Origin of the sequence: Pseudomonas sp. R76, assembly GCF_009834565.1 — a bacterium.
In the GTDB taxonomy this organism is placed as follows: domain Bacteria; phylum Pseudomonadota; class Gammaproteobacteria; order Pseudomonadales; family Pseudomonadaceae; genus Aquipseudomonas.
On record NZ_CP019428.1, the window covers coordinates 4,571,827 to 4,591,132 of the forward strand.

Annotated in this window: 17 protein-coding genes, 4 tRNA genes and 1 riboswitch; of the genes, 4 read left to right on the top strand and 17 right to left on the bottom strand. The window is 60.4% G+C overall.

The window, feature by feature from the left end; translation table 11 throughout:
• Nucleotides 1-3: 3 nt before the first annotated feature.
• From PspR76_RS20470 to PspR76_RS20500, 7 genes are all read right to left on the bottom strand, one after another.
• The gene (locus PspR76_RS20470; RefSeq protein ID WP_159958198.1) at nt 4-651 is read right to left on the bottom strand and encodes a hypothetical protein; all 648 of its coding nucleotides are present in this window, start codon (nt 649-651) and stop codon (nt 4-6) included.
• Nucleotides 652-741: 90 nt separating this feature from the next.
• Nucleotides 742-1,710, bottom strand: coding sequence for a hypothetical protein (locus PspR76_RS20475; protein ID WP_159958200.1), 969 nt, complete (start codon nt 1,708-1,710; stop codon nt 742-744).
• Between the two features lie 87 nt (nt 1,711-1,797).
• Entirely contained in the window at nt 1,798-3,435 is a 1,638-nt protein-coding gene (locus tag PspR76_RS20480; protein ID WP_159958202.1) for a hypothetical protein, read from the bottom strand.
• Nucleotides 3,436-3,812: 377 nt separating this feature from the next.
• Complete coding sequence (locus tag PspR76_RS20485; RefSeq protein WP_159958204.1) at nt 3,813-4,772, bottom strand: tRNA dihydrouridine synthase; 960 nt, start codon at nt 4,770-4,772, stop codon at nt 3,813-3,815.
• A gap of 55 nt (nt 4,773-4,827) precedes the next feature.
• The gene (locus PspR76_RS20490) at nt 4,828-5,262 is read right to left on the bottom strand and encodes an acyl-CoA thioesterase (RefSeq protein WP_159958206.1); all 435 of its coding nucleotides are present in this window, start codon (nt 5,260-5,262) and stop codon (nt 4,828-4,830) included.
• A 38-nt stretch (nt 5,263-5,300) separates the two neighbouring features.
• Entirely contained in the window at nt 5,301-6,134 is an 834-nt protein-coding gene (locus PspR76_RS20495; protein ID WP_159958208.1) for an alpha/beta fold hydrolase, read from the bottom strand.
• Nucleotides 6,135-6,150: 16 nt separating this feature from the next.
• Complete coding sequence (locus PspR76_RS20500) at nt 6,151-6,690, bottom strand: TetR/AcrR family transcriptional regulator (RefSeq protein ID WP_159958210.1); 540 nt, start codon at nt 6,688-6,690, stop codon at nt 6,151-6,153.
• Between the two features lie 160 nt (nt 6,691-6,850).
• On the opposite strand from PspR76_RS20500, the gene PspR76_RS20505 reads away from it, so the two are divergent.
• On the top strand, nt 6,851-7,156 hold the full coding sequence (locus PspR76_RS20505; protein ID WP_159958212.1) for a hypothetical protein: 306 nt from the start codon (nt 6,851-6,853) through the stop codon (nt 7,154-7,156).
• An 89-nt stretch (nt 7,157-7,245) separates the two neighbouring features.
• On the opposite strand, the gene PspR76_RS20510 is transcribed toward PspR76_RS20505, so the two are convergent.
• From PspR76_RS20510 to uvrB, 6 genes are all read right to left on the bottom strand, one after another.
• Nucleotides 7,246-7,321, bottom strand: a tRNA-Glu gene (locus tag PspR76_RS20510).
• A gap of 81 nt (nt 7,322-7,402) precedes the next feature.
• Nucleotides 7,403-7,478, bottom strand: a tRNA-Ala gene (locus tag PspR76_RS20515).
• A 50-nt stretch (nt 7,479-7,528) separates the two neighbouring features.
• Nucleotides 7,529-7,604, bottom strand: a tRNA-Glu gene (locus tag PspR76_RS20520).
• 78 nt (nt 7,605-7,682) lie between these two features.
• Nucleotides 7,683-7,758, bottom strand: a tRNA-Ala gene (locus PspR76_RS20525).
• A gap of 147 nt (nt 7,759-7,905) precedes the next feature.
• Complete coding sequence (gltX, locus tag PspR76_RS20530) at nt 7,906-9,387, bottom strand: glutamate--tRNA ligase (protein ID WP_159958214.1); 1,482 nt, start codon at nt 9,385-9,387, stop codon at nt 7,906-7,908.
• Between the two features lie 181 nt (nt 9,388-9,568).
• On the bottom strand, nt 9,569-11,584 hold the full coding sequence (uvrB, locus tag PspR76_RS20535; RefSeq protein WP_159958216.1) for an excinuclease ABC subunit UvrB: 2,016 nt from the start codon (nt 11,582-11,584) through the stop codon (nt 9,569-9,571).
• A 344-nt stretch (nt 11,585-11,928) separates the two neighbouring features.
• Between uvrB and PspR76_RS20540 the strand changes: the two genes are divergently transcribed.
• Both PspR76_RS20540 and PspR76_RS20545 read left to right on the top strand, forming a co-directional pair.
• Nucleotides 11,929-13,125, top strand: a complete 1,197-nt coding sequence (locus tag PspR76_RS20540; protein WP_159958218.1) for an amino acid aminotransferase — start codon at nt 11,929-11,931, stop codon at nt 13,123-13,125.
• A gap of 99 nt (nt 13,126-13,224) precedes the next feature.
• The gene (locus PspR76_RS20545; RefSeq protein ID WP_159958220.1) at nt 13,225-13,434 is read left to right on the top strand and encodes a hypothetical protein; all 210 of its coding nucleotides are present in this window, start codon (nt 13,225-13,227) and stop codon (nt 13,432-13,434) included.
• Nucleotides 13,435-13,447: 13 nt separating this feature from the next.
• On the opposite strand, the gene ptrR is transcribed toward PspR76_RS20545, so the two are convergent.
• Nucleotides 13,448-14,326: a putrescine utilization regulator PtrR gene (gene ptrR, locus PspR76_RS20550; protein WP_159961560.1), complete on the bottom strand. Its 879-nt coding sequence runs from the start codon at nt 14,324-14,326 to the stop codon at nt 13,448-13,450.
• 243 nt (nt 14,327-14,569) lie between these two features.
• On the opposite strand from ptrR, the gene PspR76_RS20555 reads away from it, so the two are divergent.
• On the top strand, nt 14,570-15,961 hold the full coding sequence (locus PspR76_RS20555) for an aldehyde dehydrogenase family protein (protein WP_159958222.1): 1,392 nt from the start codon (nt 14,570-14,572) through the stop codon (nt 15,959-15,961).
• 50 nt (nt 15,962-16,011) lie between these two features.
• On the opposite strand, the gene PspR76_RS20560 is transcribed toward PspR76_RS20555, so the two are convergent.
• The 3 genes from PspR76_RS20560 to PspR76_RS20570 are packed head-to-tail and all read right to left on the bottom strand — an operon-like array spanning nt 16,012 to nt 18,815.
• Nucleotides 16,012-17,022, bottom strand: coding sequence for a sensor histidine kinase (locus PspR76_RS20560; protein WP_159958224.1), 1,011 nt, complete (start codon nt 17,020-17,022; stop codon nt 16,012-16,014).
• A 9-nt stretch (nt 17,023-17,031) separates the two neighbouring features.
• Nucleotides 17,032-18,498, bottom strand: a complete 1,467-nt coding sequence (locus PspR76_RS20565) for an ATPase domain-containing protein (protein WP_159958226.1) — start codon at nt 18,496-18,498, stop codon at nt 17,032-17,034.
• Complete coding sequence (locus PspR76_RS20570; RefSeq protein ID WP_159958228.1) at nt 18,495-18,815, bottom strand: hypothetical protein; 321 nt, start codon at nt 18,813-18,815, stop codon at nt 18,495-18,497. The genes PspR76_RS20565 and PspR76_RS20570 overlap by 4 nt, the downstream gene beginning before the upstream one ends.
• Before the next feature lie 220 nt (nt 18,816-19,035).
• Nucleotides 19,036-19,229: riboswitch (cobalamin riboswitch) on the top strand.
• Nucleotides 19,230-19,306: the final 77 nt, after the last annotated feature.

Here is a 19,306-nt window from a genome sequence, read left to right on the forward strand (position 1 = left end):
CCGTCATACGAGCTTCGATGCCCGAAACCCGGCATTCATCCATCGCGATGACGCCACGTCGTGCTTTTGCCCGGCGGACTCGGGCGCCCCATCGATCACTGCGGCCGCATGTTCGTTGTCCGCCTGGGTGCCGAGCGCGGCCCTCAGCTCGTCGACGGTGCTTTCACGCATGCAGCCAATCAACCCCAGCCGCCGAAGCGCTTCACCTGGGTGCTCGCTTTCATCGAGGGTGCGCAAGGCCGCCACAAAACGCTCGCCGGCACCGGCGTCGTTGCTTTCCATCTGCGCGCGCTTGGCACTGACTGCGTACAAGAAGTTGGCGTAATTGAGCAACTGCGTATGACTGCCGTAGAACGTCGATGCCTCGTACGCCTGACGCATTTCATCATGGGTCACCTGCAGCGTGAAGGCATCCCTCATGATCACTTCAAAGCCGTCGCGGGCGACCTGAACCCGCCTGAAGATCCCCTGGGGGTCCTGCCAGAACCGGATGATGGCTGCCTTGATCGTCGACACCGTGGCGCAATGGCCTTCCACCTTTTGATAAATGCCACTCCAGATCTGCTCAGGCGTCATGCCGCCAACAGCATCGAGTTGATTGCCCTGCTTTTTCGCCGGCGAACCTTGAGGATCATCTGCCGAGATATTCATTCACTGATTTCCTGATACTTATCGAAGTAATAACCTGCAAAAAACAGCCTGGGGCAACGCTGCGGTGGATTGAGTCGCGCCCATCAACACCTAAACAAGTGCTATGGCGTCGCCCCAGGTGGGCGCCGCCCCCGGGCGCCCCCACTTTTCTTCGCGGCCATGAATGACCGCCACCGAATGCCCGCCCCGATTGCATATGCCCACTTGCCCACGGGCGAGGTCCCTTGGAGAGACCGTGCGCATGTACTGACGCAACCCCAGCCGCAAAAGAGCCTCGCCCGGTCCGTGCTCATCCTCGCCATCGTTCAGGCTAAGGATTGCCGCCTGATAGCAGCACCCTGCCGCGTCATCGTTGTCTTCCATTTGTGCGCGCTTGGCACTGACGGCAAAGAGAAATTGCGCGTCCCTGAGCATCCCCTCGTCCCGCCCTTTGAACTGGGCGCCTTGTGCACCTTGGGCCAGCTCTCGATCAGTCAGGCTGAGTTCAAAACCATCGCGCATGACTACGCGATAACCGTCGTAAAGCCTGGTCACCTGTTGGTATATATCCGTGGGGCTTTGACCGCAGCGCTGCATCGCCACCTTGATGGCCGATACCGTCACGCAGTTGCCGTCCGGGCCCTGGCGGAATCCGCTCCAGATATTGTCCGGCTTTGCACCGCCGCGTTTGCTTGAAAGGCTTGGAATGAAGGCTGCCGGGTTTGGCCTGGACACTCGAGCTTCATGCATTACCGAATCGGGCACGCCCTGCTCAGTAATCTGCGGCGCAGGCGTGGGTATTACCGGAATTGTTTTATCTTTCCCGCCCGAGGCGAAACGTGTTAACCGAGTCAGAAATGAAGTGAACAGTCCCGTCAACGGACTAATAGTTTCACCGGCGTCTTTCATAAACGCCTTATTCTCAAACGCGCGATAGGAGGGAACACGACGCTGCGCTGCCTCTTCACTAAAAGCCTTTAATGGTTTTATTAGTGTGCGAGTGGGGCGAAATAAATCGGCACTTCTTTCCCGACCTATATCGTTGACATGGGCAATATTTCTAATTGAAAAGTTAAACATAGAATCCCCCCATGGGCAGGCACCGCTTCGCGGTTATATAGCCGAAGAAGTGCCTGCACGCTAAGTGTTCAAATCACGGAAGGGTTATCAGGACCTGGCCACTGACCTAGCGTTGAACGGCCTATTTCTTGTATTAACAGGATCCTGATCGGGGGCTGGGCTGGTCAATCCCGGGGTCTTGGTATCAGAGGGCTTTGGCGTTGGCTTGGCCTCTGGATGCTTGCCCGACTTGATCTCATGTTCGTGACCTGGCGTGACAGGAGGCTGCTTTTCCTGACTCACCTCAGGCCGCTTGCCCGGCTTGACCTCATGTTCGTGGCCCGGCGTGACAGGAGGCTGCTTTTCCTGACTCACCTCAAGCCGCTTGCCAGGCTTGACCTCATGGTCGTGGCCCGGCGTGACGTGGGGCTGCTTTTCCTGGCTCACCTCAGGCCGCTTGCCAGGCTTGACCTCATGGTCGTGGCCCGGCGTGACGTGGGGCTGCTTTTCCTGGCTCACCTCAGCCCGCTTGCCCGGCTTGATCTCATGGTCGTGACCTGGCGTGACCTCAGGATGTTTATCCAGCCTTACCGCAGGCCGCTTGCCAGGCTTGACCTCATGCTCATGACCTGGCTTGACCTCAGGCTGCATATCCAGCCTTACCGCAGGTTGCTCGCGCGGCCTGACCGCATGCTCGTGACCTGGCGTGATCTCATGCTGTCGCTTTTTAGCCGGCATCGGCAAGAGGTCTGGCGTCTGCCTCATCCTTGTCCAATTATCCGAGGAAACACGCTCATCCGGACAGTGGCAATGAGCGACGTTCACGTTCACATGCACAGTTGCATTGGAGTCATTGTTTACGCTGACATCAGGTTGACTTACGGGCGGGTATGCCACCGTCAAGCGCTGCATGCGTGCATCCGGCGTCACCACCGAATGGCTACTTGTCTGCGTGCCTGGCAACCCTTCTTCGTCCCGCGATTTTGGCGTCTTGCCCAGGTCAGGCTTCACCGGTAGCCCCACTTCGGCTGGCAAGTCCTGCTGCTTAACTGCCTCAAGTTTCCCCAGCAGTTGGTCCACGCCGGGAAAATTCGGCTGCTTGCCCAGGTCGGCTTTCCCAGGCAACCCCGCTTCGGCTGGCAAGTTCTGCTGCTTAACTGCCTCGAGTTTCCCCTGCAACCGGCCCGCGCCGGGAAAATTCGGCTGCTTGCCTAGGTCAGGCTTCTCAGGCAACCCCGCTTCGGCTGGCAAGCTCGGTTGCTTAACGGCCTCAAGTTTTCCCTGCAGCCGGCCTGCACCGGGAAAATTCGGCTGCTTGCCCAATTCAGGCTTCTCAGGCAACCCCGCTTCAGCCGGCAAGCTCGACTGCTTAGCTGCGCCCGGCAACTTCGGCTGCTCACTGGCATCGGATTTTCCCGTCGAACTCGGCAAAGCCGGTTTTCCGTCAAGCAATTTGGCTGAGTCGGATAATGCCGAAGGCACCAAATCTCTCCCAGCCAGCATTTCACGCAGGACGCTGAAGACCTGCTCAAGCATCTCAAACAACTTGTTGAGCGCAGCGCCAGGAATCATGGCGCCATTGGATGAGAACTGGGTGTTGTCAAGGCGCGCGGGCAGGTTGCTGGTGCTCGCACTTGTGACGTGGGTGTTCGACGTTTCACCGGGCTTGGTTGCCAAGTCCAGGAGTCGATCAAGGGTGGACGCATCAACTTTCGCAACCGACGGATTATTAACCGATAGAGACATGGTAGTTCCTTATTCAACAGAGCCTGACTGCATTAACAGCTCAGGAAATCAATAGTTTTATTCGCTGGAAACAACAGCGCTGCTTCACAGTCCCTACATACGTGGAAAGTTAGGCTATTGAGTTCCGAAAATCGGACCTAATATAAGGAAACTAATGCGCGTTATCAGACTTTGCCCCATGGACTTTTGCGCCAGGACCTTGATTCAAGCCGCTCTTTACATTCGGATGTCGTCACACCCGTTAATACACTGCAGTCACGCAACTAACCGACAAGATTAAAACGCCTATTCTTCAAACCTTTATGCTAACCGGCAGGCAAAAAAAAGGGCGCCAATGGCGCCCTGTTCAGGTGAAATGTAAACGCTGACTCAATCCATCAAGCTGCCAAGGGATGCTGCATGCCCAGCAGACGGCTGACTTGCTGCAGGTCCGTCTCACGGCGCAAGGCGGTAAACAACGTCACCGCCTCGGGGTAGTTACGCGTCAGCATCGCCAGCCATTGCTTCAAACGGCCCGGGGCCTGTTTTTCGGTCAGTTGTGCCACCGACTGGGTCCAGAATTCCTGGAGCATGGGCTGCATTTGCGCCCAGGTCATTTCGACCACTTGCGCGCCCGCCTTTGCCGCCACAATCTGCCGCGCCAGGTCCGGGCGCGCCACCAGGCCACGGCCGAGCATGATGTCTTCAACGCCACTGATTTCGCGGCAACGTTTCCAGTCTTCGACACTCCAGATATCGCCGTTGGCAAACACCGGCACCTTGACCACGTCCTGCACCCGCGGGATCCACTCCCAATGGGCCGGCGGCTTGTAGCCGTCGGTCTTGGTGCGTGCATGCACCACGATATGCGCAGCACCACCCTCGGCCAGGGCTGTGGCGCACACCAGCGCACCGTCAGGGCTGTCAAAACCCAGGCGCATCTTGGCCGTCACCGGGATATGCGCAGGCACTGCGCGGCGTACGTGTTCGACAATCTGATTGAGCAGCTCCGGCTCCTTGAGCAACACCGCGCCACCCCGGGATTTGTTGACCGTCTTGGCCGGGCAACCGAAGTTGAGGTCGATCACTTGCGAACCCAACTCACAGGCCAGCGCGGCATTTTCGGCCAGGCACACCGGATCGGAACCGAGCAACTGCACGCGCAGCGGCACGCCTGCCGCCGTGTGGGCACCGTGCAGCAGCTCAGGGGCGAGCTTGTGGAAATAAGCAGGGGTGAGCAGGCGGTCGTTGACGCGAATGAACTCGGTCACGCACCAGTCAATACCGCCCACGCGGGTCAGCACATCGCGCAGGATGTTGTCGACCAACCCCTCCATGGGCGCCAAAGCAATTTGCATGGAAAACACTCAACAAAAATCGTGGCGCAGTTTACTGGTTTTCCCACACTAAACGTTAACCCCCTGTCAGCGCAGGGCCATAGCCGTCGAGAAACTCGGGCGGCATGCGCTTGGGCTTGCCAGTGGACAGTTCGATGCAGACAAAGGTGGTTTGCGCGCGTAACAGGGTCGCGCCGTCGCTGGGGCGCACCAATTGAAAACGGCGCGTCATTTTCAGGCGCTGGTCCCAGTCGACGATCCACGTGGCCAGTTGCAGCTCATCGCCCTCGTAGCCAGCGGCCAGGTAGTCGATCTCGTGGCGCACCACGGCCATGGCGCGGTCGAGTCGGCGGTATTCGGTGAGGTCCAGCCCCAGGCGCTGGGAATGGCGCCACGCGCAACGCTCCAGCCAGGACACATACACCGCGTTATTGGCGTGCCCCAGGCCGTCGATGTCTTGCGCGGCGACCTGCAGATCGATGATAAACGGCGTTGCCAAATCCCAGCCCATGCCTTGCTCCAGTCGATTAATGTCGGCGGGGCAGTGTATCAGGCGGTCTGGCGCTCCTGTAAACGCCGGCCGGCCAACAGGCTGAGTACCGCGTCGATTACCCGTGGGTCGGCCAGTACTTTCTGGTGCCCGCCTTGCTCCAGGCGCAACAGGCGGCTGTCGAACCAGGCGTCATGAATGGCTTGCGAGGCGTTGACCGGCACGAAGGTGTCGTCTTCGGCGTGCACGATCAGGCCAGGGAGATTCATCTGGTAGTGGGCGACGTCCAAATGTTTGAGCGGCATGCCAAAGGTCAGTTCGACCTCGTGGATAAACGCCAAGCGCGCCCGTGGCGGCAAACCGACCATGCCGGCAAACCCACGCAGTACATCAAGAAAACGCGACGGCGCGGCAATGCTCACCAGTGCTTCAGTGCGCAACCCCAATTGCACCGCCAGCATCGCGCTGGCGCCACCCATGGAATGCCCCACCACCGCATGCAGCGGTGGCAGCTCAGCGGCGGCTTCGAGCATGGCGCGGGCGAATAACAGCACATGCGCCTCACGCCCCGGCGAACGGCCATGGGCGGGACCGTCCAGGGCAATCACCGAATAGCCGTCGGCCACCAAGGCCGTGATCAGGCTGGCGAACTGCGTGGGGCGCCCTTCCCAGCCGTGCATCAGCAGCACCGCCGGCCCTTGCCCCCAACGCAACGCCGACAAGCCGAAACGCAGGGTGATGCGCTCCGATTGCGCCAGCAGCGGCAGTTCCCAGTCACGCGGGGCCAGGTTGCGCGGCGTCATGAAGGTGCGGCGCAACTTACTGGCCACCATGTGCGGCGCCAGGCGGCCGACGGTGCCATTGAAGCCTCGAATCCAGGTTAATGCGCCCATCCTACGGCTCCTTTTTTCAGCGCACCGCCGACTTGGCTGCGCGTAGCACGCGGTCTGACAATTCACCTGGCCCGAGCGCACGCGCCAAGGCCAGGCCGCCAATCATCAAGGCCATATCCGCCAGGGCTTTGTCGGTGTCCTCGGGGCTGGCAGCCAATTGGGCGGCCATCAACTCCGTATGCTCATTGAGCGCCAGGCGAAACTCATCCGGCAGGCGGCTCATCTCGCCTACGGTTGCCGGTATCGGGCACGCCTGGTCCGTCGAGTCACGGTGCTTGCGCGACAGGTAGAACGCCGCCACCAGGGCTCTGCGCTCCTCGCCGGTCAGTTGTGCGTCCATGTCGTCAATCGATGCGCGACGCCGGGCCAGCAACTGGGTGAAGGCCTCCAGCATCAACGCGTCTTTGCTTTCAAAGTGGGCGTAGAAGCCACCGACCGTGAGCCCTGCTGCGCCCATGACTTCACCGACGCTAGGTTCGGCCGGGCCGCGCTGGATCAGCGCGGCGCTGGCAGCCTGCAAAATGCGTTCGCGGGTTTGCGCTTTTTTATCGCTCATCGTTGCCTCCATCTTTCATGGGTTGAATATTATTACCATAATAATATTTGGCAAGCCATCCTCATAACCGCTCGTCCGAGCAGCGCAAATGAGATGAATGGAATAAAACGCCCGCCCCAGCCGTTTTCGATGCAACGAACCGCATACCGGAGAGAACGTCATGGCCTGGAGACGGCAACACGCGGATTGCGCATGGGTGGCCGGAGAGGCGCCGTACGTGTTTGCCAACGAATACACCGCCAACTTCACCAGCGGCTTTCGCACCATGCTGATCGCCAAGGTGGAAGGAGAAGGCGTGGGCAACCAGCCGTTCGGCAAATTTTTCAATGATGCCGACGGGGTGAAATTGTGGAACGTCGCACTGGAGAACGCCCAGAACCGAGGTCCGCAAGTCGATCAGCGACGAGAGCTGGCGCGCATCAACAAATCACTGCGCACCGCCAACGTGGTGCAAAACATGCCGTAGCCTGCCGCGAGAAAACCCAAACGCCAGACAAACAAAAGGGCCATTCAATAATTGAATGACCCTTAAAAATCCCGCAGAGCGGGTAATCGTGGCGTCCCCTAGGGGACTCGAACCCCTGTTACCGCCGTGAAAGGGCGGTGTCCTAGGCCACTAGACGAAGGGGACACAAACCTTCTATACAACTGATCAGCGCTGAGAACTGATCGATTCAAGGACGGTGTGGCCGGAACCTTGAACCTGTAAAATTGGTGGAGCTAAACGGGATCGAACCGTTGACCTCTTGCATGCCATGCAAGCGCTCTCCCAGCTGAGCTATAGCCCCGGATTTTTCGTCTCGCGACGCAGCAGACCTTTCGAGCTGCTTGTTGAAACTGGCGTCCCCTAGGGGACTCGAACCCCTGTTACCGCCGTGAAAGGGCGGTGTCCTAGGCCACTAGACGAAGGGGACAAAACCTTCTGTACAACCGATCAGAGCTGAGACCTGATCAATTCAAGGACGGTGTGGCCAGACCTTGAACCTGTAAATTGGTGGAGCTAAACGGGATCGAACCGTTGACCTCTTGCATGCCATGCAAGCGCTCTCCCAGCTGAGCTATAGCCCCTCATCGGTGAGGACGGGGCGAATCTTAATGGCGGTTTGAAAGGCTGTCAAATTTATTTTCAACAATTTTCAAAATTTTTTGCCGGGATAACAATCACTTACCGTTAAAACCCCGGAAAACCGGGGTTTTATCGTTACAGCCGGTTGCTTAGGCGATCGCGCCCAGCAGCTTTTCCCACTCTTTGTTTTCTTTCTTCGACACACCCCCAAGCAAATCAAGGGCTTGGCGCAGACGGAAACGCGTGAGGTCCGGGCCGAGAATTTCCATCGCATCAAGCACCGACACCGAACTCGCCTGCCCGGTGATCGCGGCAAACATAAACGGCATGGCATCGCGCAATTTCAGCTCCAGGGACTCAACCACCGCCTGAATCGTTGCGGTGATCGCGTCCTTTTCCCACTGACGCAGGCTTTCGAGCTTCCACAGGATCAACTGCATCAACTGGCGAACCTGATCGCCCGAGAGCTTCTTGGATTCAAACAGCTTGGCATCCGGGTTCACGCCACCGGCAAAGAAGAAGCTGGCCAGCGGGGCGACCTGGCTGAACGTCTCCACCCTGCCCTGCACCAGCGGCGCGATCTTCATCATGTAGTCAGGGTTCAACGCCCACTGCTGCACACGCGTGGCGAACTCTTCCACCGGCAGGTCACGAAGCCACTGGCCATTGAGCCACGACAGCTTCTCGATGTCGAAAATCGGCCCACCGAGGGACACGCGCGACAAGTCGAAGTTATCGACCATTTCCTGCAGCGAGAACTTCTCGCGCTCGTCCGGCATCGACCAGCCCATGCGGCCCAGGTAGTTGAGCATCGCTTCAGGCATAAAGCCCATGCGCTCGTAGAAGGTCACCGAGGTCGGGTTCTTGCGCTTGGACAGCTTGCTCTTGTCCGGGTTACGCAGCAGCGGCATATAGCACAGCTGCGGCTGTTCCCAGCCGAAGTATTCGTAAAGCAGGATCAGTTTTGGCGCCGACGGCAGCCATTCTTCGCCGCGCAGCACGTGGGTGATGCCCATCAGGTGGTCGTCGACCACGTTGGCCAGGAAGTACGTCGGCAGGCCGTCGGTCTTCATCAGCACCTGCATGTCCATGCGGTCCCACGGGATTTCGACGTCACCGCGCAGCATGTCCGGCACCACGCACACGCCTTCGCTCGGCACTTTCATGCGGATCACGTGAGGCTCGCCAGCCGCCAGGCGCCGGGCCACTTCTTCCTTCGACAGCAGCAGTGCGCGGCCGTCGTAGCGCGGGGTTTCGCCACGCGCCTGTTGCTCGGCGCGCATCTGGTCCAGCTCTTCGGCGGTGCAGAAGCACGGGAAGGCATGGCCCATGTCGACCAATTGCTGGGTGTACTGCTTGTAGATGTCGCTGCGCTCGCTCTGGCGATACGGGCCGTGCGGGCCACCGACGTCCGGGCCTTCGGCCCAGGTAATGCCCAACCAACGCAGCGCATCGAAAATCTGCTGTTCCGACTCACGGGTCGAACGCAGTTGATCGGTGTCTTCGATCCGCAGGATGAATTCACCGCCGTGCTGCTTGGCAAAGCAGTAGTTGAACAAGGCGATGTAGGCAGTGCCGACGTGGGGATCCCCAGTAGGCGATGGCGCAATGCGCGTGCGGACGGTGGTCATGGCAGGTCTCGAATGGGCGATAAAACTGAAAATTGAAACAAGGGGCGAATGGTAACAGCCTGGGGTGGTTGGGCTCCAGACCGAGGTGATGCCATCGCAGGCAAGCCAGCTCCCACAGTTGAAATGCTTTCCAATGTGGGAGCTGGCTTGCCTGCGATGAGGCCGGTGCAGTCACCGCCAATCAAACAGCCAACAACCGCTCCCGCAGCTTGCCGATCTCATCGCGCGTCTGCGCCGCGGCCTCAAACTCAAGGTCCCGCGCCAGTTGGTACATCTTCTCTTCCAACTGCCGGATTCGCTTGGTGATCTCACTCGGCGAGCGCAATTCGTTCTCGTACTTGGCACTTTCTTCGGCGGCCTTGGCCATGCCCTTGCGCTTCTTGCTGCGCGAGCCCGGCACGGTGGCGCCTTCCATGATGTCGGCGACGTCCTTGAACACGCCTTTGGGGATGATGCCGTTCTCGAGGTTGAAGGCGATCTGTTTGTCACGCCGGCGCTCGGTCTCGCCAATCGCCCGCTCCATGGAGCCGGTGATGCGGTCCGCGTAGAGAATCGCGCAGCCATTGAGGTTACGCGCCGCGCGGCCGATGGTCTGGATCAGCGAGCGCTCGGAGCGCAGGAAGCCCTCCTTGTCCGCATCCAGGATCGCCACCAGCGACACTTCCGGCATGTCCAGGCCTTCGCGCAACAGGTTAATGCCCACCAGCACGTCAAAGGTGCCCAGGCGCAGGTCGCGGATAATCTCGACGCGTTCCACCGTGTCGATGTCCGAGTGCAAATAGCGCACACGCACGCCATGGTCGGCCAGGTAATCGGTCAAGTCCTCGGACATGCGCTTGGTCAGCGTGGTGACCAGCACCCGCTCTTCCAGGGCCACGCGCTTGGTGATTTCCGAGAGCAAGTCATCGACCTGGGTCAGCGCCGGGCGGATTTCGATTTGCGGGTCCACAAGACCGGTCGGGCGCACCAGTTGCTCGATCACGCGGCCAGCATGCTCGGCTTCGTAGTTACCCGGTGTGGCCGAGACGAAGATCGTCTGCGGGCTGATGCTCTCGAACTCGTCGAAGCGCATCGGCCGGTTATCCAGCGCCGATGGCAAACGGAAGCCGTATTCCACCAGGGTTTCCTTACGCGAGCGGTCACCTTTGTACATCGCGCCCACCTGCGGCACGCTGACATGGGATTCGTCGATCACCAGCAAGGCGTCATCCGGCAGGTAATCGAACAAGGTGGGCGGCGCCTGCCCGGATTCGCGACCCGAGAGGTAGCGCGAGTAGTTTTCGATGCCGTTGCAGTAGCCCAGCTCCAGGATCATCTCCAGGTCGAAACGGGTGCGCTGCTCCAGGCGCTGGGCTTCCACCAGCTTGTTGTTGGCGCGCAGGTAGTCCAGGCGCTCGACCAACTCGGCCTTGATGCCCTCGATGGCGCCCATCAGCGTTTCGCGCGGGGTCACGTAGTGGCTTTTCGGGTAGAAGGTGAAGCGCGGCAGCTTGCGAATCACTTCGCCGGTCAACGGGTCGAAGGCCGACAGGCTCTCGACTTCGTCGTCGAACAGCTCAATGCGGATGGCTTCGAGGTCGGATTCGGCCGGGTAGATGTCGATCACATCACCGCGCACACGGAAGGTGGCGCGGGCAAAGTCCATGTCATTGCGGGTGTACTGCAAGCTCGTCAGGCGACGCAGCAGCTCGCGCTGGTCGAGCTTGTCGCCGCGATCAACGTGCAGCACCATCTTCAAATAGGTTTCCGGGCTGCCCAGGCCGTAGATGCACGACACCGTGGTGACGATAATCGCGTCCTTGCGCTCCAGCAGCGCCTTGGTCGCCGACAGCCGCATCTGCTCGATGTGGTCGTTGATCGACGCATCCTTCTCGATAAAGGTGTCGGACGACGGCACGTAGGCTTCGGGCTGGTAGTAGTCGTAGTAGGAAACGAAGTACTCCACCGCGTTGTTCGGGAAGAACGCCTTGAACTCGCCGTACAACTGCGCGGCCAGGGTTTTGTTCGGCGCCAGCACCAACGTCGGGCGGTTGGTCTGCGCAATCACGTTGGCGATGCTGAAGGTCTTGCCTGAACCGGTCACCCCGAGCAGCGTCTGGTGCGCCAGGCCGGCCTCGATGCCTTCAACCATCAGGCGAATGGCTTCGGGTTGGTCGCCGGCGGGTTCAAAACGGGTGACGAGCTGGAAATCCGACATAACGTACCTCTTTCAGTCACCCCGGGCCTACAGCCGCCAAGGACGAAAATAGCTCAGCAACCCACGAATAATCATCGCAGGTTGCAGGAAAAAACCATGATAGCTGTAGAAGTGGTGGCGAATGTGACGGGTTTCAAGGCAATCGTCCTACCTGCCGTCGCTGACTCATGTTGCAATAAGACTAACGGTCGGCAAATAAACCGAAAAACTTGGCCGAAAAGCCGTTTCGGCTGTCGCCCTGCGCGTGGATGGTCTCTATACTAACTCCCCGTTTGTGCACCGCTCTAGTGCATTCGGCTGGAGCGCGACACGTCCCTCCCTTCCCCCATAGAGCTGCCGCAAAAATGAGCCTGTTCTCCGCTGTCGAAATGGCACCACGCGATCCAATCCTGGGCCTCAACGAAGCATTCAACGCCGACACACGAACCACCAAGGTCAACCTTGGCGTGGGCGTTTACTGCAACGAGGAGGGGAAGATTCCACTCTTGCGTGCCGTTGCCGAAGCGGAAGCCATTCGCGTGGCGCAACACGCCGCCCGTGGCTACTTGCCGATTGACGGCATCGTCGCCTACGACCAGGCCGTGCAAAAGCTGCTGTTCGGTGCTGACTCGCCACTGCTGAGCGCCGGCCGTGTGATCACCGCACAAGCCGTCGGCGGCACCGGCGCGCTGAAAATCGGCGCTGACTTCCTCAAGCAACTGCTGCCCAATGCCGTGGTTGCGATCAGCGACCCAAGCTGGGAAAACCACCAGGCACTGTTCGAAAAAGCCGGTTTCCCGGTGCAGACCTACCGCTACTACGACGCCGCCACCCATGACGTGAACCGCGCCGGCCTGCTTGAAGACCTCAACGCCCTGCCGCCACAGTCCATCGTGGTGTTGCACGCCTGCTGCCACAACCCGACCGGCGTCGACCTGAGCCCGGCCGACTGGCAACAAGTGCTGGACGTGGTCAAGGCCAAGAACCTGGTGCCGTTCCTCGACATGGCCTACCAGGGCTTTGGCGACGGCATCCACGAAGACGCCGCTGCCGTGCGCCTGTTCGCTGAATCCGGCTTGACCTTCTTTGTCTCCAGCTCGTTCTCCAAATCGTTCTCGCTGTACGGCGAACGCGTAGGCGCGCTGTCGATCGTCAGCGAGTCCAAGGAAGAAAGCGCGCGCATCCTGTCCCAGGTCAAGCGCGTGATCCGCACCAACTACTCCAACCCGCCGACCCACGGCGCGGCGATTGTGGCGGCGGTGCTGAACAACCCTGAGCTGCGTGCCCAGTGGGAAGCGGAACTGGCTGAAATGCGCTTGCGCATCCGTGGCATGCGTGAGCAGATGGTCGCCGAACTGGCCAAGGCTGCGCCAGGCCACGACTTCAGCTTCGTCGGTCGCCAGCGCGGGATGTTCTCCTACTCCGGCCTGACCGTTGAGCAAGTCACCCGTTTGCGCACCGAGTTTGGTATCTACGCGCTCGACACCGGCCGCATCTGTGTGGCCGCACTGAACCAGTCGAACATTGGCGCGGTAACAAAGGCGATTGTTCAGGTTCTATAAACCTGCCAGCGTCATGCGAAGGGGAAGCCGGTGGCTTCCCCTTTTTATTGGCGAACACACTAGACTGAACCCCGACTGCCCCTTTGCTGTGAGAGCCCTATGAGAAACGACGACCTGGACCTGCGCGCCGACCGCGACGAACTGCACGACTTCACCCCGCGCGCCCCGCAAGCCAAGCGCCAGAAAAGCCTGGTGCTGCAAGTGGCGCTGGGTGTGTTCCTGGGTGGCCTGGCGCTGTGGCTGGTGCAACTGGGCGCAACGGCGATTATGGCCAAATTGGCCATGGGCACCTTCCAGTTTGGCGGCTGATGAAGCTCCCGCATTAAATCTGAGTGGCTACCAGACCGCGCTCTTCCAGCAACTTCACAAAACTGTTCAAACTCTGGGACACCGTGCCCCGACGCCAGATCAGCCAGGTATTGAGGATACGGAACGAGTCGGTCAACGGCCACACACTCACCGCCGTAAACCCCGGCATGCTTTCCAGCATGCTGCGCGGCATCAGTGCCAGGCCGGCCCCGGCGCTGACGCAGGCGAGCATGCCGTGGTAGGACTCCATCTCGAAGATCTTGCCCGGCACCGCACCATCCTGTGAAAACCAGCGCTCAAAGTGATGGCGATACGAGCAATTCGAGCGAAAGGTGTAGATGCTCTCCCCCGCCACATCCTGCCCGCGCGTGATCGGTGCGTGGTGCAGCGGCGCGATCACCACCATCTCCTCCTCAAACACTGCCACCCCTTCCAGCGTGGCATGCAACACCGGCCCATCGACAAACGCCGCCGCCAGGCGCCCCGACAACACGCCCTCGATCATCGTGCCCGACGGCCCGGTGCTCAGGTCCAGCTCGACCTTGGTGTGTTTCTGGTTATACGCCGCCAGTAAAGCTGGAATGCGCACCGCCGCTGTGCTCTCCAGCGAACCCAGCGCAAACGCGCCCTGGGGCTCCTCTCCGGCCACCGTTGCGCGGGCTTCTTGCACCAAGTCGAGAATACGCCGCGCATAACCGAGGAAATTCCACCCGGCCGGCGACAGCCGCAGGCGGCTCTTCTCGCGGATAAACAGCTCCACGCCCAAGTCCTGCTCGAGTTGCTTGATACGCGTGGTCAGGTTCGACGGCACGCGATGAATCAACTGCGCGGCGGCGCTGATGCTGCCTTGCTCGGCAACGGCCTTGAAGATTTCCAACTGCACCAGGTCCAAATCATTCTCCACTGTGATCGTTCCCACGCTCTGCGTGGGAAAGCATCTTGTGACGCTCTGCGTCACAGCCTTGCGCCACATCAGGCGCAGAGCGCCATGGGCGGCATTCCCACGCAAAGCGTGGGAACGATCTCACACTAATCATTCTCCATTTGAGAATGTATTGCTTAATATTATTCAGTTTCCAGAAAAGATACAGCCCCGTAGGCTGAACCCATTCCACTCATTCAGCCGGACGGTGCCATGAACGCTATTTCTCACCAGACCCACGCCCTGTCGATCAACCCCGCCAGCGGCGAAACGGTTGCCAGCTACCCCTACGAAACCGAGGCGCAACTGGACGCGGCCCTGAACCGCGCCACCGCAGCCTTCCGCACCTGGCGCCGCCAGCCGGTCAGCCAGCGTGCCGAATGGCTGCTGGCCCTGGCCGGTGCCCTGCGTGACCAAGCCGAAGACATGGCGCAGATGATTACCCTGGAAATGGGCAAGCCCATCGCCCAGGCCCGTGCCGAAATCGAAAAATGCGCGCAACTCAGCGAATGGTATGCCGCCCAAGGCCCGGCCATGCTCGCCCCGGAACCGACGCTGGTGGACAACGGCAGCGCCCAGATCGAATACCGCCCGCTGGGCCCGATCTTTGCGGTCATGCCGTGGAATTTCCCGGTGTGGCAAGTGCTGCGCGGTGCCGTGCCGACCTTGCTGGCCGGTAACACCTACGTGCTCAAACATGCCCCTAACGTGATGGGCAGCGCCTACCTGATCCAGCAAGCGTTCCACAAAGCCGGTTTCGCCGACGGCATTTTTGAAGTGGTCAACGTCACCAACGACGGTGTCTCCAAGGCCATCGCCGACCCACGCATCGCCGCCGTGACGCTGACCGGCAGCGTGCGCGCCGGCATCGCCATCGGCTCCCAGGCCGGTGCCGCGCTGAAGAAATGCGTACTGGAACTGGGCGGTTCCGACCCGTTTATCGTGCTCAACGACGCTGACCTCGACGCTGCCGTGCAAGCCGCCGTGATCGGGCGTTTCCAGAACAGCGGGCAAGTCTGCGCCGCCGCCAAGCGCCTGATCATCGAAGAAGGCGTGGTGGAAGCCTTCACCGCTAAATTCCTTGAAGCCAGCCGCGCATTGGTGATGGGCGACCCGACCTCGACCAGCACCTACGTCGGCCCGATGGCCCGCTTCGACCTGCGCGACGAGCTGCACGGCCAGGTCCAGGCCACGTTGGAAGAAGGCGCAACCCTGCTGCTGGGGGGCAATAAAGTACCTGGCGTCGGCAACTACTATGAGCCGACCGTGCTGGCCAACGTCACCGACCAGATGACCTCGTTCAAACAGGAACTGTTCGGCCCCGTTGCCTCGATCATCACCGCCCGCGACGCAGACCACGCCGTGGCCCTGGCTAACGACAGCGAGTTCGGCCTGACCGCCAGCATCTTCACCACCGACGCGGCCAAGGCACGGGAGATTGCCAACAGGCTGGAAACCGGCGGGATCTTCGTCAACGCCTTCAGCGTGTCCGACCCTCGGGTGGCGTTTGGCGGTGTGAAAAAGAGTGGGTTCGGGCGGGAGCTGTCGCACTTTGGTGTGCGGGAATTCTGCAACGCGCAGACGGTGTGGCTGGATCGCAAGTAAACAGGCAGCCAGCCCCTGTGGGAGCTGGCTTGCTGTGCCCGTCCGACAGGTCAGTTACACAACGGCAACGTCACCACAAACTCACTGCCCTTGCCTGCACTACTGGCCGTAACCTTGCCGCCGTGGGCTTCAACCAACTCTCGCACCACCGTCAAGCCAATCCCCAACCCCGATCCATTGAAGCCGATGGCGTGTTCATCCTGCACATACGGGTCAAAGATCAGCGGCAGCGCCTTGGCCGAGACGCCGATGCCGTTGTCACAAATACTGATCCTCAGCTCATCCCCGGCACTGACCGACAGCACAATGCGGCCGCCCACCGGCGTGTACTTGGCGGCGTTGGCCAGCAGGTTATGCAGAATTTGCGCAAGGCGCCCGGGGTCACCACTGAGCATCAATTGGCCGTCAGGCAGGTGCGCATCGAACTGCTGCTTTTTCGCCCTCATCACCGGGCCGCACGCATCAATGGCGCTTCTGAGGATCTGCAGCATGTCGACATCACGTCGCTCGATACGCAGCTTGCCGGTGCTGACGCGGGACACGTCCAGCAAGTCGTCCACCAACTGCGAGATATGCTGCACCTGGCCTTCGATCAGCTCACGCATGCGCGGCAGCTGGTCACTCGGCAGGCGCACCATGCGCTCGGCGATCATGCTGATTGGCGTCAAGGGGTTGCGCAGCTCATGGGCCACCATCGCCAGGATGCTTTTCTGCTGACCCAGCGCGCGCTCGGCGGTCGCCTGCAGGTCTTGCGCGCTGAGTGCGGCGATCACCAACTGCGCATTTGCCTCGCGCAGTTCCTGGTACAAACGTTGCTCTTCCAGGCGCGGCGGGCTGGCGGCGTCGGATTGCGCGAGGAGGATCGCCAGCACCAATTGCTGGTTGGCCTCGATCACCTGCTCAACGTGCTGGGTATCCACCAGGCGGCTGCTGGCATCCGTCAGTTGCTGTTGCAGCGCGGCGAGCACGGCACGCGCCTCAACGGTTTTTTGCCCAAGCAGGAACAGTTCGTGAGCGGCAGTGGTCAGCTCACTTTCGTTGTTGCCGCCGGTTTCGCTCATGAGCAGGGCTCACACATGTTTGTCTCCCAGCGACACCTGCTTGGTCGGTCGCCCGCCCAGCAGCCCTTCCTGTTCCGGCAACATCTCGCGAATCTGCAGGCCGTTATCGTCGATGTGGTACTGGCGCAACTGATCGGAGTGGGCACTGGCACGCACCTTGACCACCGCCATGATGCGCAGCAAACGGCTCTCGACTTCGATGTACCGCTGCACGATGATCGCATCGGTCAAAAACGCCGTGCCGTAAGGGCTGAAACGCAAGTCGGTATAACGGTCTTCCAGCTCCGAGGTCATCAATACGCTCACGCCGGCAGACGTCAGCGCGGTGACCATGCGCGACAGCGATTCGCGAAAGTCCGCACGGAAGGTAGGCGCCAGCGCCAGTTCAAAGCCCGACAGCGAATCAATCACCACGCGAGTGGCATTCAAACGGCTGATCTCGCCGAGCAGCAACTGCACGATTTCGTCGATGGACAAGTCCGGCGCGCGGCTGTCCACCAGCCCAACCTGACCACTCTTGATCAAATCGGCCAGCTTGGGGTTTTGTGAATGGTTGGGCCGTTGCTCGAACACCGCAATCACCCCGGTTTCACCATTGCGTGCACCTTCCGCCAGGAAAGTCGCCGCCAGGATGCTCTTGCCCGACCCCGACGGCCCGGCCACCAGCAGCGAATAGCCGCGCGGCAGGCCGCCGCCGAGCATCTCATCGAGTGCCGGCACGCCCATTTTCAGGCGCGTGATCGGGAACGTCGACGGCGCGTCAATGGCGCGATTGAGCGCGGCCGGCGGGAACACCTTGATTCCCGAGGTGGCAATACGGAAGGTGTGCAGCCCCGGCAACGTCGGCTGGCCGCGCATCTTCATGATTTCCATCTTGCGCACCATCGAGTTGCGCTCGACGCTTTGGCGCAGCCAGATCAGGCCATCGGCCACGGTAAAAATCGGGTTGGTGTCGGTTTCGGTGAAATATTCGCCGATCAGGAAGGTCGTCGCCTGCCAGGTGGTCATCAACATGCCCAACTGCTGGATGAACTGCGGCAGGTTGTTGTTGGGGTTGTGCTGGGTCTGGCTGGCCAGCACCACGGAGCGGAACGAGTCGACAAACACCAGCGACGGCGAATGTGCCTCGACTTCGCTGACGATGCGCCTTAACACTTCGTCCAAATCCCCGGCCAGGGTGTCGTCGGCCAGGTTGATATAGCGGATCGACTGGTTGATCGCATCGTTGTCGAAAAAATCGAATTGCTGCTGGTAGCGCAGCATCTTCAGCGGCGGCTCACCGAGTACGGTAAAGAACAACGCCGGGCGTTCTGGCGTGGCCAGGGCAAACATCATCTGGTGCGCCAGCGTGGTTTTGCCACAGCCCGGCGGGCCGGCGATGAGGTTGAACGAAAACTCCGGCAGGCCACCGCCCAGGACCTCGTCCAGTCCTGGCACACCGGTGGCCAGACGGTTGATAGTCACTTTGGTGCTCATGGCGAAATTTCCTGCGAAGAGGTGTCGCTCGAAGAAGGCTGCCACACGTCAACCAGCAGACGTGCGGTGAGTGAAGGCCCGATCAGCGTGGTCAGAAGCTCGTAGAGGGTAGTCAGCAACACCTCACCGAAACACAGCGCATCGGTTTCGTTCTGCTCGACGAGTACGGATTTGAGGGCAAGCAAGTCCATCGCGGCCGGCACACTGTCGAAGGTGGCGGCCAGGCGTGGATGGGTAGAGACGCACAGATGGAAGCTGCGACGGTACAGCGCGGCAACGCCCTGCTGGCCGATGATGGGCGTAAGTGCTGCGCCCATATCCTGCAAAATCGAAACAATCGCCTCGGTAATGCTTGCAGTGTCAGCGTGCGGACCAACACGGTGCGCCAGAGAAGCTACGATCCGGCGGCTCTCTTCGCTAAGCGTGGGCATGTCTGACTAATATCTGATGAACAGAGATTGATGGTACACCCTCTCTCGTGGGATAGAGCCCCCTGTGAAGCAACTGGCCAAATGCGCTCCCCCTGCCCGCCACGATCGACTACCATACCGCGCCGGTTCCCACACGGGACTAATAGGGAATTCGAAGCGCGGCCCATTGCGCCAATCGAAACTGCCCCCGCAACTGTAGGTGCTGAGCCTGCTCCACATCGCCACTGGGCATTGCCCGGGAAGGCCGGGGCGTGGCGACGACGCATCAGTCAGGAGACCTGCCGGCCAAGCAAAACCACTAACCGGCGGGGTGTCCGGGAAGGCCATCCGTGCCCTGCAAGACTGCAGCGTTCGTGGGTGTATTTCCGCGCCGTACC